This is a genomic window from Nocardia sp. NPDC050435, assembly GCF_040655395.1.
Classification (GTDB): Bacteria; Actinomycetota; Actinomycetes; order Mycobacteriales; family Mycobacteriaceae; genus Nocardia.
Genome location: NZ_JBFAJW010000002.1, coordinates 178,362 through 191,112, shown reverse-complemented (window position 1 = coordinate 191,112; position 12,751 = coordinate 178,362). Strand labels below are relative to the sequence as shown.

Here is a 12,751-nt window from a genome sequence, read left to right as displayed (position 1 = left end):
GCTAGTCGATGCCGAACGGGGCCGCGTAGCGGATGACTCCGCTGGGCAGCGGCCGATCCCCGTCCAGGCCGAGCGCCATCAGCGCCTCGTCCGGCACCTCGAAACTCGCCTCGATGCCGTACGCCGACGCGCGCTCGAACCCGAAGCGCGGGTAGTACTCCGGATGCCCCAGCACCACCACCGCGTGCTCACCCCGCGCGGCCGCCGCCGCCAGCACCGCCCGGATCGCCGCCGCCCCCGCCCCCGTCCGCTGATACTCCGGCAACACCGAACACGGCGCCAAACACAACGCCGGCGTCTCCCCGACATGACACCGCGTCAGCAACGCATGCCCCACCACCACCCCCTCGGCGGTCGTACTGACCATCGACAACCCCTCGATCCACGCCGGATCCCCCCGCAACGCATCCACCAACTCCGCCTCGTCCGCCGTCTCGAACGCCGCCCGCACCACCTCCCGGACCGCGTCCACATCCGCCGCCGTCTCCACCCGCGTCACCCACGCGCCACCGCTCATCCCCACAACCTAACCGCGCCCCTGCCCCCGGCCTCGCGGACACCCGGCCCGTACTGAATCCCTGGTCGTGAACGGTCGTCACCGTCTGCTACGGCCTGAGCAGCGGGGACCGAATACCCCGCGGCGGCGGATGCGCTGCCGATGAGGCGTCGTAGAGCGCGTCCGAGATCCGCTCGGGCAGCCTGTATTCGGCGACGAGGTGATCGAGTCGCGCCCAGGCCGGCGTGAATTTCAGCCACAGCCGGGCATCGTGCTCGGGTGACCAGCTACCGGTCCCCGGGCGCGCGAGACCTGGGAACACGCATTGCAGAGCGAGGGCGTCTCGGCGCTAGCCAGATGCTGTTCAGCACCGCTCGGTCGAAGGAATCCGGTTCAGGAATCGCATAGAGCAAGATCGCGCCCTCCTTGTCTCGATGTCTTCAATCTGAAGACGGGGTGCGCGAAGTTGTCGCTAGTTTGGAGACATCGCGCTATTTGTAGCCGCGCCTGAGGAGGTAGGTGGCGCCGGATTGGTTGGCTTCGGGGGTGAGGAGGGTGAAGGCGAAGGCGTTGGCCAGGCGGTCGGTGGTGTTGAAAGCGGCGTTGACGGCGAGGGCGTCTTCGATTTGCTGAGGGGTGACGCCGGTGGCGAGGACGGTGCGCATGTCGGCCGCGGTGATGGTCGATTCGCGGGTGAGCTTGGCGAGCATGTGGAGGGTGGCGCGGAGCTTCTCGTCGATGGGGGCGGAGTCCAGGTCGGAGAGTATGGCCTCGACCTTGGGTTGGTCGGCGTAGGCCTGGGTGGCGGTCGCGGTGTGGGCGGCGACGCAGAACGGGCTGTCGTTGACCTGGGAGATGTAGGCCGCCATGAGTTCGCGGTCCGCGACCGACCAGGCGGAGGGGCCGCGCATGGCCTCGTGGGTGAATTTCTTGGCGTGGTCGCCGTAGAAGTCCGGCCGGTAGAAGACGAGTTTCGCGGCGTCCGGCAGGGGCTGGCGGGTGACCAGGCGGAGGAGGGCGAAGAGCAGCTTGGTGCCGGGGCGATAGCCGTGGTTGAGGATGTCCGGGCGCATCAGGGGTGCTCCGGGCCGGTGGCTTCGGCCAACGCCGCCAGGCCCGCGTCGTAGAGCCGGGTCGACTGGCCGACGGCGGCGCACACCACGAGTTCGAACAACTCGTCGTCGCTGTACCCGGTGGCCGCGAAGTCGGCGTCGGTGATCGCGGCCGAGTTCGTGACAACTTTGTCGATCAGCGTCCGCACGGCGGCGGGCACCTCGGTGTGGTGGAACGCGCCGGCGCGCTGGTCCGGCGCGGCCCGGCCCGGACCGTGCAGAATGCGCTCGACCAGGGCGCGATGCGCGGCCTGCTTGGGATCCTCGTGTGGCACAGCGAATTCCGCCTCCCGCCGATCAGGCTTCAGCTGGTTGTTCCGGCGAGCCCACGATAGGACGGAGGGCGGAACGGTGCAGGAGTTCCGGGAAACAGAACGGCTCCCAGCCGGTGAAGGCTGGGAGCCGTATCGTGTCTCAACCACACGAGTCGGGGTGACAGGATTTGAACCTGCGACCTCTTCGTCCCGAACGAAGCGCGCTACCAAGCTGCGCCACACCCCGTGAAGCTGTCCGGACAGACACTACGGGACCGGGCAGGCTTGCGTCCAACCAGTAAGAACGACGATCTACGTGGGTAAATGCAGAGCCTCCGACGCGGCGGCGGCAGGTCGCCTCCCGGCTGGCGGGTGCGAGGCCGCCAGTCCGTTCGACCGATCTGGGTAGGGTTCGGCGCGGTTCGGTAGGCAAATTTTTACCGAGATTTTGCCGAGATTCCGGCGATGCGCCTGAGCCGATCGGGTTGACGAGCTAATGGGTAGCGACCGTAGGCCAAATATAGGCGAGATTTACGGCGTGTCGTGACTTCGTGTCGGCGGCCGCCGCCGAGGACAAGCGAAGCACATTGCGCCGCAGTCGATTCCCTGGTTACGCTTGTGTGGCTATCGCAACTGACCTGCTGGTGTATCTCCCGCAGGGCGTCGAGGGACTTGATCGGCGCGAAACTCCGGCTACAACCATCACCTTGGTGTGTCGTGTCGCCGCCCCCGTCCCTCCCTCGCGCCGACCTTCGGCGCGCGACGCCAGGAGATTTCGCTTATGTCATCCGTTGCCGCACCATCCGAATTCGCAACTCACGCCTGCCCACAGGCCATCACACCGCAGGTGCCCTGATGCCTGCGATCGACCGGGGCACTTACTTCGAGGCGCGCTACCGAGTCTCTGCGGGCCGGTACGAGACCATTCGTGACGCCCACGGCAAGCCGATGCGGTACGCCACAAAACCCCTTGCGTTGGAAGCTATTCAGCTCGCCGAACTCAAACTGAAGCATCAGCTCGTCGACGCAAGCCCCTCGCCAGCGGTGAGGCAGGCGGTTGTGGCGACGACTTCTGCCTCAGTTTTGCTGAGCACGTCCGAGGATGAGCAGACGTTTGCGGACTTCGTCGAGGACTGGATTAGGGAACAGGATTTGGCGGTGACCACTGTGGCCAACTACGAGAGCCATATCCAATGCCACTTGTTGCCGACTTTCGGCCCTCTGCCGCTGTCGCAGATCACCAGAAAAGCAGTGGTGGACTGGGAGAAGGAGTTGCGTAAGCACGGCTATCCGGCCGAGAGCATCCGGACCTATCGAGCGCTCTTGCACGTGATCCTGGCCGACGCCACGCGCGCGGGCAAGATCACCTCAAACCCTGCCGAACGTCCGCGTAACCGGGGGCGGCGGACCGGTCGCAAAGCGCACCGGGCACCGGAGAAGGTGATCACCAATGCCCTCGGTGCGCTGCTGATCGCCGAGCGCATGGCGTTGTTGTCCGGGCGCGACGATGAGTTCGTGGCGACGATTCTGAAGTTCTTCACGGGGATGCGTCTGGGGGAGCTGCGTGGCTTGGAAGTCCCTTATGTTGGCCTCAAGCAGTTGCGCGTGGAATGGCAACTGGCCGAGGTGAAGGGGACGTTCGTCAAGTGCGAGCCGAAGAACGAGTCGCAGCGTGACGTCTACCTGCCGGGGTTTCTTGCACAGATGCTTTCAGGTTTCATTGAGCGCACCAACCCGCAGCCGTGCGAGTGCCACGGGCTGGTGCACGTGTTTCGCGGGCAAGCCAAGCGTCGCAGCCGGGGCAGTTCCAGCGGCATTACTCAGAAGATGATCGCCGAGCGCGCGGAGTTGTCGGTCGGCACCGTATCGGCCGTGTTTCGCGGGGACCCCAAGGTGCCAGAGCTGACCAGGAGGCGCGTGCAGCGCACCGCCGACGAGTTGGGCTATACCGCACCGACCACGGGCCTCGACGCCGCGCATTGGCGACGTTCAGGCTTCTACACCTGGCTGTACACCCCGGCTGTATCCGGCTGGTATCCGCGCAAGGGCGAGCGGCAGCCCGCGCGGCCTGTGCCAATCAGTGCGGACAGCTTTCCAGGTACTCCGGTTCGTGGACGCGATGCACACAGCCGCTCGGATTCGTGTTGGCTGGCGTTGGCCAAAGACATGACACCTCATGGCCTTCGGCATTCATTGCGCACCCTGCTGGAAGAGTTGGGCACGCCCAAAGTCCTCATCGACGCCATCATGGGCCACGAGGACCAGACGGTCCAGGCCAAGTACACGCACGTTACGCAGCCCATGATCGATCGCTTGATGGGCGAGCTCACCTCGGTGTGGCTCGAAACTCTCGATCGGCGGTTGGCGATCTCGGCAGGTTCACCGGTCTCGGTGCTCGACGGTTTGCTGCGCGAACGGGCCAGGGACCAGGTGGCCGGGCACGTTGTTGAAATCGCTGCGTGAGGCTGGCTGTCGGCGGGCATGGCTAGCCTGTCGGCATGTCGGAGATCAACACGGATACATATCTGGTGAGTGTCACGAAAGCCGCTGAAAAGGCGGCAAAAGCGTTGAAGCACATGGGGGATTGCCTGGAAGACACGCGCGAATCTCTGTCTACGCAACCTGAGTACGTCGACCTTGAGCGGATTGTGGTGCTGGACACCATCGCTCACGGCGAACTAGCCGCCGCATTCCTGGCGCTGTCGGAGGCGGTCAGCTCGGCCGTTCTGGGACGACACGACAGGGCAGAGCTTCTGGAGATCATCAAGGAGCACATGTCTCCAGTTCGGTTCGAACCGGTGAGCGTGCGAGCGGCCGGAGTTGATCCGGCCGAGGTCTTCGCCAAGATGGAGGAGCACGGACGACACGCGATGGAGGCTTACAACCAGCGTCTCGCTGGATCTGAGGGTTAGGAACTAGGGAGGCCGCCCCGACTGCAGCGCAGACGGGGCGGCCTTGTTGCCTCTAGAGATTCCTCATCCTTGCGGGTACCCGCGCCTGCAAACGACGAGGTTGTGGAGCTGTCGTGGGCTCGTTGCCACGCGTACGTCGTGGGGCTGGTTTGGGGAGCGGAGTATCGACTCCCTTTTCGTTGGCAGCGATCAGCGATTCGACGTGCTTGGCGCTGAAGCGGAGCCGTCGACCGAGACGAACATGGGCGATCGTGCCGGATCGTGCTGAATCCTCCAGCCAGGCGGGGGATTCGAGGTGGAGAGCGTCCGCGACTTGTTCGGCGGTGTACAGCTGCGGCAGGCTCATGCGGTTGCTGCCTGTCGCAGTTTCCGGCGCAGTCTGGCGATCGAGTTCGCGGGCCCTCGGTGGTCGCTGGGGCTCTTGGCGAGGTGGGCGGTGACCTGGGTATGGGTGTGGATGAATCTGAGGTGGCCCGACTTAGTAACGCGGTCGAAGGCCCATCCGTTGTCGAGTGCCCAGCGGATGTCTGTGCGGCGCGGGTCGAGTCTTGTCCGGCTCATCCCAGTGACTTCCAGGGCGAACAGGCTGCGGGGACGGGATGAAGCATGCGCGACTCCATTTGAATCGTCCTGTCGGACGTGGTGGATGTCGCACGTCAATTCACGCGCAAGTGATCAGGCCATGACGGCCTGTGTTGGGGAGTCTTGCACGAATGCAGCTGTTGGTCAACGGATCTCGCAAGTGCGTGTGACCGGGTCTGGCGGACCTTTTGAGCATCGCGAGCTGTTGAATCCCATTCCGATGTGTGGCACTGGGGCGACCTGGGAGTGTGTCTGTGCCTGGCTAGGATGAGCTGGTGGGACTGGACACCGATATCGGTTTGGCGGGCGCGGCCGCCGACGTCCTTGCGCATATCGAGGAGTACAGCGCGGGGACCGTGGCGATTCTTCGGAAGTTTGGCTACTGGACGAACGTGGTCGAGATCTCGGAGGGAAAGCCGACCCGGTTCGAAGTTGACGCGCGTATCCCTGATCAAAGCATCGCCGACGAGGTCGCCAACGCGAGCATTGATATGGCGATCCGCCGGTTGTGGTCGATGTCAGGCAAGCACGTGTACGCGCTGCACCCTTTGATGCTGGCCGAGTTGGCGCGCGCAAAGTCTGATGAGCTGCCCGGCGTGCTGTTCGATTACTTGCCCCATGCCAATCCGCTCGTGCTCTTCGCTGAGCCGATACCCACGACCACCTCTGATGGGCTTACCGGCCGGGTGCTCGGCTTCCATACCTTCGGGCGGCTGTCTGAGGGGCGAACCCATATCTGCTCGACCGACGACGAGGGTCGCAGTCAGCTGGGCTTGGTGTTCATTACGCAGCTCGACGAGGGGGGCGATGAATCCCTTCGTGTTTCTGTGCCGACCGACATGGAGAGGTTCACGGTCGAGGACGCGATCGAACGAACTCTTGACGGCTTTCGGAGTGGAGTTGCTGCTCCGCTCGGCGATGGACTTCGGGATTGGATGCGAGAGCAGATCGGTCTGGCGATCAGGGTTTTGGTGTACATGTGCACTGAGGAGTCTGATATCGCGCCGTCGCTCGGCCCTGTCAAGCGCCGGAACGTGACCAAGGATGGCAAGCCGGTCAAGATGCTGAACGTCGGCTGGAAGCTCGGACCTGCGCTTCACCGTGCTCGGGCCAAGGCGGCAGACGCTTCTTCCGGCTCGGGCTCGAACACCGGGTCTAAACAAGTTCCTCACCGGCGGGGTCCTGGTTTCCAGACGTACTGGACGGGCGCAGGTCGCACGACGCCGATTGTGCGGTTCAAGGCTCCCTACTATGTGAACGTCGATGACGTCGACATGGTTGAAGCTCCGGCGACGATCAGCCCCGTACGCCGGAAGTCGAAGTAGTCGCGGGCTAGGGGGAGACCTGTTCGGGGTCGACGAGCCATTCGTAGGGGACGTCGGTTTTCGCGGCCCAAGCGCGCAGCACTGCTTGGGTTGGACGGCCTCGGGCGGTGAGCCAGTTCGTCATGGATTGACGGGAGACGCCGAGGTGTTCGCGCATGTCGGCGGGGGTGATCCCGGCATGACGCAGGGATAGGCGCAGCGCGTCAGCGGTCTCCCAACGCGGCCGTGTCCCCGGACTGTCCATGCGGGCCAGTATCGCATGGTCGAGTTCGAGAGCGCCCATGACCACAAGCTAGTCATTGACCAATCATTGGTCAACTGTGTAGCTTCGGCCCATGGCCGCAATAGGCAATGACCAATGGATAGTCAAAGCCGGAAACTCTAGGCAATCAAGCTCGCTGCGAACGTGCAGAACCTGCCGCAGAACCCTCGGCGTCCCGCCAGAACCCTTACCTCGGCTCCGCACCATGTCGTCGCTGAAGGCTCACCTGATCGCGCTGGCCTGCGCCGCCAGCTATACCGTCCTGCTCTTGGTCGCCTGGTGGTGGGCTCTGCCATGAGGGAATTCCGTCACGCGCCCCTTCGGTGATACGTGACGGTTGTCCGCGTGAATCCCCCTGTCGCACAATGGGGATTCCCTGCAGCGCGAAGAGCGACCCAGGCCCATCTAGGCCCCGGTTTGTGCGTTGAAACGCGGAGTCGTCCGCACCAGTGACAGTGTCCTGCGCTGCGCCCCAAGCGAACCGGGAGCGCCAGGCAGGCTTGTCCATCGGTTGCAGCCTGAGACGCCGTGAAAACCCCTTGGTCCGTACAGGCCGCCCCACAGTTGTTGCGGTGGCCGGACGTCGTTCTGGCAGGAGATTTCGCACCCCCTCGTGACTTGAGTAAGACGGCGCTATCTGGCGGGTCCGCCGCAAACCGACTGCTCCGAGTATGTGCTCACTACGTAAGCGCGTCGACTCGGCGACGCGGCCACCTTCACAGCCTGATCAGCGTGAGAGTGGTGTCCGAAAGCCTTGCGTCCCCGGTGGACGTGAGGCTAGAGGCGTTGGGGTAGCAAGCGGTGAGCGGCTAAATGGGAGGCAGGGCCTGGGAGGCTATCAAGACCAATCTCTTTCCCTATTCCTTGTGGAAGACTGGATTGATGTTCACGCCGGGTCTGGGGGCCGAGGAATCCGCTCTCGATTTCGTCGACACCATGTCTCGACTCCTCGATGCACAGGGACCTTCCGATTGGGTCTACAAGTCTCACTACCAGCTCCTGGCACAGCACGGCCGATTCTTCACACCGGGCCCGCTGCCGCACGCCGTGAAGAAGATGCCGAAGAAGGGCTGTTGGGGAAACGCCGCCACCACTGCCCGGGTCTATCCAGGATTGGCCTACGCCGAGGGCGTCATGGTGATCGTCAGCGGCGGCAGCTACTTCTGTGTCGACCATGGATGGTGCGTCGATTCTGACGGCGTCGTGGTGGACCCGACTACCGACGACGGTGTTGCCTACTTCGGCGTCGCCTTCGCGGATTCGACCTGGTGGCCCCCGTTGAGCGGCCAGGGGGTCTTCACTCATCGGGATTGGTTCGCGCCGATCTTGAGCAAACAGCTTCCGGCCGACGCGCTGGCGAACATAGGGCGGCCGCGCCAGGGCACGGCAGTCACGACAGCGGGAAGTCATGCAGAACTCTGAGCCGTCGAACCCCGATTCCGAAGTTGTGCAGGCCCTTCACGCGGCACTGGCCAAGCACGCCCCCGTGCGAGCTCGCGACGGCGACTGCGAACCGACCGCCGACAAAGTAGCCCGCGTGCTCAGGGCCCAGGGCCGCGCGGCCGAGATCGCTGTCTTGGCAGGCTGGCAGGACATGACCGCGATGCCGTTCTCGGTGCCTGAAGGCGTGCGGGTTCTCGCCTGGTACCACCACTGCACCCTGCTGGATGGCTGGGTTGCCGATGGCACCGCAACGCAGTTCAATCCCGCACTGCCAGCGGCCTGGGTTGCGCCTCTATCGGACTACCTCAACGATCTTGCTACGGCAGCTCCAGGCGTCGCAGCTGTCTCCATAGAAGACCGGTACGAGCCGGATGCGGACGGCCCTGAGGACATCGGACCGGTCAACGCCCGCCGTTGAAATCATGAGCGCAATTCCGCAGAAAAACCGGAGGGTCCTATTCTTCTGCCGCACCGTTGATTTCGGCTGCGGGCGGCTCATGCATTCGACGCAGGCGCATGCGCACTTTGGGATTTCCCGTCCGGGGCCTTCGATGCGCAATCTTGCATTTCGGCGTTGATGGTGCGCTTGGCGGCGTTGATCAGTCCTGCGGCTGTCGTGCCCAGGGCCAGCCCGATCGCTTCCAGGACGCCTGAATTCGGGAAGGTGACACCGTTTTCGAAGTTGCTGTAAGTGTTCTCTTGCACGTTCGCCGCTTCGAAAACTTGTCGCCGTGTCATGCACTTCTTAGTTCGAAGTTCCCTGATCGCGCGTGCGACGGCCCTGTTCAATCGAAGCTTTGCGACGTTGTCCATGGCCGCAGGCGGCGTTGCGCCATGGCCATGCGGTGCGGCGGCGTTCAGCGGTCGATCTCCTGTCGCCATCTGCTCGGCACGCGGCGACGGCCGCCCAGCGCGGAAGGACGTTGGAGCGCGCCAACTTTCGAACTGGACAGTAGCACGCGAGCAGGGGCTAAACGCTATTGCGATGCCAAATTCTTGGGGTAGCCTCGTGGGTTGTTGACCGCATGAGCATGAGGATTCAAAACCGTGGGTAGAGCGGGACGACATAGTTCGCGCCGGGGGGCGAGACGGTGGACGAGGGCCATGCCGGGCGAAGCCGGTACTGGCATTCGCGAGGTCGATGAGGCATCATCGAACACACGTTCGATGCACGGGCGGCGTGACGGGTGTGGTGCCAGGTGGGTGCCGGGTCACGCTGGCCGGAGGGTGGAGGATTTGGTGCGCGCGGTGGTGTTGGAATTTCGATGCCATTCGAGTGCGCGGCCGGATTTGTGCCAGCGCAAAGGCGTTGCAGCCCAACGACTTGCACATCCTGTGCAAGTTATCAAAACGAGTTCTTCGAGTTTTGTAGCAAGGCTTGCGCCGGTATCGGGCGACATGATTTGCTGTGCGAACGCGCCGCGAATGATCTTGATTTCTAAGGAAATCCAGAGAATTGCTAGGTCTGGCGCGGAGAAGAGGCACCCCTCACCAAGACTAGGTGTGGAATCAGCCGCAGCGAGCAACCCCGCGCGGGGGCGGGGGTCGCTCGACACGGCACGGCTTCACCGCGCAGGCGGGGGCGGACACGAACGAGGGCGGGGAGAGGCGCGCAGATGAGGAATGAGAGACAGTTTCCGTCCGGGGAGGACTGGTCGTTCCCCGTACACGTTCCAGGCATGGCGGACGGATACAGCTTTCAGTGCCGGATGGAAGAGGGAGAGCCAGTTGTCACCATCTGGCGCACCGACGATCCTGACAGCGCAGTCGACTACTTCTCCGAACGCTTCGGGCTCTTCATTCAGACGATGCTGCACGCTCAGGACTGGATGCGGAGATCGAGTCAGCAGGCAGTCGTGATGCCGCCCAGCCACGGAGACGACACGATCCCGTTGCCCATCATCTCGCGCAAACCTCCGAAAGGGTTGGCTGGCTGATGATGCGGCCTACGGAAGCGCGGCGCGTGGGGTCGGCGGGCGCAGCTTTGCCTGCCGCGCTTGATGGAGCATGTCGACTCGGTCGATTGAGTCGGCAGCCACATACCATTCCATGACTTCTAGCAGCTCGGAAGCGACGACGTCCTGACGGTCTAGGCACGCTAGGACTTTCGTGGATACAGGATGCTCGCCGAGGGCCTGGACCACTTTGAGGACCCTCGGCCGCTCGTGCAGGGCTTGCACGACCTGCAGTATCTCGGGTCGATTGTGCAGAGTCTGAACAGCGCCGAGGAGTTCAGGCCGATCGCCCAGTGTCTCTATGGCTTTGAGTATTTCCGGCCGGACGGCAGTCCTCACCTTGAGGTCTACGTTGACATCGATCCATGCCAGCAAGGTTTCACGCGGAGTGGCCTTCCGGTGATCCTCGGGGAGATCCGGCGATATCAGGTAGGGGAGCATCGCGGCGACCATCTTGTCCACTGTCGTGTCAGCGACGCGCGAACCGTTCTCGGTGCCGAAAATCGCACGCACAACTTGGGTTACGTTGAGGCCCATCGCCTCGGCCGCCGCACGCATGCTCGGGGTGTCCTTGCGCGCTGTCCATCCCATCGCTAGGAAAGCCTCTTTCCATGGCGTTGGCACTTCTCGCCGTTGCTCCGCCATGGGTCTCCTAACGCACGTGTGACCGCCACGGGTTGCGGTCACCTCGTCGACAGATATTGCCGCTTGGCTGCACTTTTTGTCAATCGGCAACAGGTATAGAGAAAGGCGTGCTCGGCCGTGCAATCTCCACGATTTTGCCGCATCTTTCTAACGAAATCTACGACCGTTTGACAGCGCCCTGCGAACAAGCTTATGATGCTCGGTGAGCGAGCAACACCCCAGGTTAAAAGGGGTCTCAGAGGCTCGGCTGCTTCGGGGGAAGCCTTCGGTTATCCCTTGACGTCGCGCGTCCGGCGCGAGTTTGGACCCTCATTTTCTGCGCAGCGAATTTCGCCGGGATCGCCGGTTGCGTGCATTCCGTTAACGTCCGTGAATTAGGTCGCAATTAAATCGTGCCCCGTGGATCGGATGTCATGCACTAAGGAATGATCGCTTGAGCATGTCGCCCGCGAGCGTCAACGACGCGCTCCTCCTCGGTTCCTACCCTGCCGGTTCGCCGGAGTGGCACGCTGCCCGCGCCAACGGCATCGGCGGGTCGGAGATCGCCGCCGTCGTCGGGCTCTCTCCCTGGGAGAGCCGCTACAGCCTGTGGCACCGCAAGAAGGACCGCCTGCGCCCAGTAACGGAAACAGGCCCGATGAAGTGGGGAACCCTGCTCGAACCTGTTGTGTTCGAGGAGTTCCGGGCCCATCACCTGCCCGCCGGACACACGATGACCACAGGTGCCACCTACCAGCACAAGCTCCGGACATGGCAGATCGCCAACCCTGACGGGTTGATCTGGTCACCCAGCGGAGAGCTGGTCGACGGTGTCGAGATCAAGTGCCCTGGTGAGGACTTCAGCGAGAAGTGGCCCCGCGAGGGCAGCGACAACATCCCGATCTACTACCGATGCCAGATCGCCTGGTACTGCTCGGTCCTCGGACTCGACAGCATGATTCTGCGGGCATTGATCGGCGGTAATGATGCCCGCACCTATCGAATCCGCCCCAGTACTGAGGATCTGGAGTACCTGATCTCCGAGGGAGCACAGTTCTGGGCCGAGCTGGAAGCGGATGTGCTTCCGAACTTGGACGGCCACACCGCGACCTATCAGGCTGTGCGTGAGTTGCACCCCGACATCGATCGTTCCGTGATCGCCCAGATTCCCGCCGCACTGGCCGATCGCTGGTGGGCAGTGCAGGACGCGGCGGCGGACGCAGAGGCCGAGCTCATCAAGGTGCGCATCGAAATCGCCGATGCGATGGGCTCGGCGTGGAAGGCCGCCAGCGGTGAACAGGCGGTCGCCTACCGCATCCGGCCGTGGAAGAACCCCTTCGGCGACCCATACGTGAAGTCGGCACCGAGACCCAAAGACGCCGCAACAGAATCCCTGGCCCAAGCAGCCGCATGACCGAGCGGTTGTTGTTCACCGGCCCGCGAGCGTGGACAAAGTATCTGACCCTGCAGATGAATCTGACCATGGTGTGGAAGCAGCTGGGCCGACCCGAATCGCTGGAGCTGGTTCACGGCGACGCCAGGGGAGCCGACCGAATGGCCGCCACGATTTGGCGGCGGCTCGGCCTTCCAGTGCGAGCGATGCCCGCCGACTGGGCCACGCACGGCAAAGCCGCCGGAGTGCTCCGCAACCAGGGCATGGTCGACCTCGGCGGATACGTGCACGCGGTCGCGGCCTGGATTCCTGGATCGCGAGGCACCGCCGACTGCATGGCGCGCATCCGGCGCGCGCAGATCCCACTGACTGTCATCACCACAACTGAATAGA

15 protein-coding genes and 1 tRNA gene are annotated in these 12,751 nt (G+C 63.6%); 8 read left to right on the top strand and 8 right to left on the bottom strand.

The genetic code is table 11. From position 1 onward, the window contains the following. Position 1: 1 nt before the first annotated feature. The 4 genes from AB0I43_RS05260 to AB0I43_RS05245 form a co-directional block, all read right to left on the bottom strand. Positions 2 to 517, bottom strand: coding sequence for an N-acetyltransferase (locus tag AB0I43_RS05260; protein ID WP_356971474.1), 516 nt, complete (start codon positions 515 to 517; stop codon positions 2 to 4). Between the two features lie 470 nt (positions 518 to 987). Beyond that, a complete protein-coding gene (locus AB0I43_RS05255) occupies positions 988 to 1,569 on the bottom strand; it encodes a carboxymuconolactone decarboxylase family protein (protein ID WP_356971472.1) in 582 nt (193 codons plus the stop codon). Next, on the bottom strand, positions 1,569 to 1,883 hold the full coding sequence (locus AB0I43_RS05250; protein WP_356971471.1) for a hypothetical protein: 315 nt from the start codon (positions 1,881 to 1,883) through the stop codon (positions 1,569 to 1,571). Before AB0I43_RS05250 ends, AB0I43_RS05255 begins: the two co-directional genes overlap by 1 nt. Before the next feature lie 152 nt (positions 1,884 to 2,035). After that, positions 2,036 to 2,109: transfer RNA gene (locus AB0I43_RS05245), tRNA-Pro, on the bottom strand. Positions 2,110 to 2,717: 608 nt separating this feature from the next. Here AB0I43_RS05245 and AB0I43_RS05240 point away from each other — a divergent pair. Then, a complete protein-coding gene (locus AB0I43_RS05240) occupies positions 2,718 to 4,325 on the top strand; it encodes a tyrosine-type recombinase/integrase (protein WP_357431472.1) in 1,608 nt (535 codons plus the stop codon). Positions 4,326 to 4,360: 35 nt separating this feature from the next. Continuing rightward, positions 4,361 to 4,774 carry a hypothetical protein gene (locus AB0I43_RS05235; RefSeq protein WP_357431470.1) on the top strand — a complete coding sequence of 138 codons (414 nt, stop codon included), beginning with the start codon at positions 4,361 to 4,363 and terminating at the stop codon, positions 4,772 to 4,774. A 52-nt stretch (positions 4,775 to 4,826) separates the two neighbouring features. On the opposite strand, the gene AB0I43_RS05230 is transcribed toward AB0I43_RS05235, so the two are convergent. After that, positions 4,827 to 5,120 carry a helix-turn-helix domain-containing protein gene (locus AB0I43_RS05230; protein ID WP_357431468.1) on the bottom strand — a complete coding sequence of 98 codons (294 nt, stop codon included), beginning with the start codon at positions 5,118 to 5,120 and terminating at the stop codon, positions 4,827 to 4,829. Positions 5,121 to 5,631: 511 nt separating this feature from the next. Here AB0I43_RS05230 and AB0I43_RS05225 point away from each other — a divergent pair. After that, complete coding sequence (locus tag AB0I43_RS05225; RefSeq protein ID WP_357431466.1) at positions 5,632 to 6,681, top strand: hypothetical protein; 1,050 nt, start codon at positions 5,632 to 5,634, stop codon at positions 6,679 to 6,681. Between the two features lie 7 nt (positions 6,682 to 6,688). Here AB0I43_RS05225 and AB0I43_RS05220 read toward each other — a convergent pair whose 3' ends face one another. After that, positions 6,689 to 6,964: a helix-turn-helix transcriptional regulator gene (locus AB0I43_RS05220; protein ID WP_357431464.1), complete on the bottom strand. Its 276-nt coding sequence runs from the start codon at positions 6,962 to 6,964 to the stop codon at positions 6,689 to 6,691. Between the two features lie 861 nt (positions 6,965 to 7,825). Between AB0I43_RS05220 and AB0I43_RS05215 the strand changes: the two genes are divergently transcribed. Further along, positions 7,826 to 8,365, top strand: coding sequence for a hypothetical protein (locus AB0I43_RS05215; protein ID WP_357431462.1), 540 nt, complete (start codon positions 7,826 to 7,828; stop codon positions 8,363 to 8,365). Next, on the top strand, positions 8,352 to 8,804 hold the full coding sequence (locus AB0I43_RS05210) for a hypothetical protein (protein WP_357431460.1): 453 nt from the start codon (positions 8,352 to 8,354) through the stop codon (positions 8,802 to 8,804). The genes AB0I43_RS05215 and AB0I43_RS05210 overlap by 14 nt, the downstream gene beginning before the upstream one ends. Positions 8,805 to 8,881: 77 nt before the next feature. Here the strand turns inward: AB0I43_RS05210 and AB0I43_RS05205 are convergent, their stop codons facing one another. Beyond that, positions 8,882 to 9,199 (bottom strand): helix-turn-helix transcriptional regulator, encoded by a 318-nt coding sequence (locus AB0I43_RS05205; protein ID WP_357431458.1) that lies wholly within the window; start codon positions 9,197 to 9,199, stop codon positions 8,882 to 8,884. A gap of 866 nt (positions 9,200 to 10,065) precedes the next feature. Between AB0I43_RS05205 and AB0I43_RS05200 the strand changes: the two genes are divergently transcribed. Beyond that, a complete protein-coding gene (locus tag AB0I43_RS05200) occupies positions 10,066 to 10,323 on the top strand; it encodes a hypothetical protein (protein ID WP_357431456.1) in 258 nt (85 codons plus the stop codon). Between the two features lie 9 nt (positions 10,324 to 10,332). Here AB0I43_RS05200 and AB0I43_RS05195 read toward each other — a convergent pair whose 3' ends face one another. Then, a complete protein-coding gene (locus tag AB0I43_RS05195) occupies positions 10,333 to 10,986 on the bottom strand; it encodes a hypothetical protein (protein WP_357431455.1) in 654 nt (217 codons plus the stop codon). Positions 10,987 to 11,425: 439 nt separating this feature from the next. Here AB0I43_RS05195 and AB0I43_RS05190 point away from each other — a divergent pair, with 439 nt between their 5' ends. Together AB0I43_RS05190 and AB0I43_RS05185 are read left to right on the top strand one after the other, a co-directional pair. After that, entirely contained in the window at positions 11,426 to 12,379 is a 954-nt protein-coding gene (locus AB0I43_RS05190) for a lambda-exonuclease family protein (RefSeq protein ID WP_357431596.1), read from the top strand. Then, on the top strand, positions 12,376 to 12,750 hold the full coding sequence (locus tag AB0I43_RS05185; RefSeq protein WP_357431453.1) for an SLOG family protein: 375 nt from the start codon (positions 12,376 to 12,378) through the stop codon (positions 12,748 to 12,750). The genes AB0I43_RS05190 and AB0I43_RS05185 overlap by 4 nt, the downstream gene beginning before the upstream one ends. The last annotated feature ends 1 nt before the right edge of the window (position 12,751 follow it).

What these genes read in the sequence shown, in the direction of transcription:
- AB0I43_RS05260 (WP_356971474.1), bottom strand. Translation starts at nt 517, where the DNA reads ATGAGCGGTGGCGCGTGGGTGACGCGGGTGGAGACGGCGGCGGATGTG.
- AB0I43_RS05255 (WP_356971472.1), bottom strand. Translation starts at nt 1,569, where the DNA reads ATGCGCCCGGACATCCTCAACCACGGCTATCGCCCCGGCACCAAGCTG.
- AB0I43_RS05240 (WP_357431472.1), top strand. Translation starts at nt 2,718, where the DNA reads ATGCCTGCGATCGACCGGGGCACTTACTTCGAGGCGCGCTACCGAGTC.
- AB0I43_RS05235 (WP_357431470.1), top strand. Translation starts at nt 4,361, where the DNA reads ATGTCGGAGATCAACACGGATACATATCTGGTGAGTGTCACGAAAGCC.
- AB0I43_RS05230 (WP_357431468.1), bottom strand. Translation starts at nt 5,120, where the DNA reads ATGAGCCTGCCGCAGCTGTACACCGCCGAACAAGTCGCGGACGCTCTC.
- AB0I43_RS05220 (WP_357431464.1), bottom strand. Translation starts at nt 6,964, where the DNA reads ATGGGCGCTCTCGAACTCGACCATGCGATACTGGCCCGCATGGACAGT.
- AB0I43_RS05215 (WP_357431462.1), top strand. Translation starts at nt 7,826, where the DNA reads ATGTTCACGCCGGGTCTGGGGGCCGAGGAATCCGCTCTCGATTTCGTC.
- AB0I43_RS05210 (WP_357431460.1), top strand. Translation starts at nt 8,352, where the DNA reads ATGCAGAACTCTGAGCCGTCGAACCCCGATTCCGAAGTTGTGCAGGCC.
- AB0I43_RS05205 (WP_357431458.1), bottom strand. Translation starts at nt 9,199, where the DNA reads ATGGACAACGTCGCAAAGCTTCGATTGAACAGGGCCGTCGCACGCGCG.
- AB0I43_RS05200 (WP_357431456.1), top strand. Translation starts at nt 10,066, where the DNA reads ATGGCGGACGGATACAGCTTTCAGTGCCGGATGGAAGAGGGAGAGCCA.
- AB0I43_RS05195 (WP_357431455.1), bottom strand. Translation starts at nt 10,986, where the DNA reads ATGGCGGAGCAACGGCGAGAAGTGCCAACGCCATGGAAAGAGGCTTTC.
- AB0I43_RS05190 (WP_357431596.1), top strand. Translation starts at nt 11,426, where the DNA reads ATGTCGCCCGCGAGCGTCAACGACGCGCTCCTCCTCGGTTCCTACCCT.
- AB0I43_RS05185 (WP_357431453.1), top strand. Translation starts at nt 12,376, where the DNA reads ATGACCGAGCGGTTGTTGTTCACCGGCCCGCGAGCGTGGACAAAGTAT.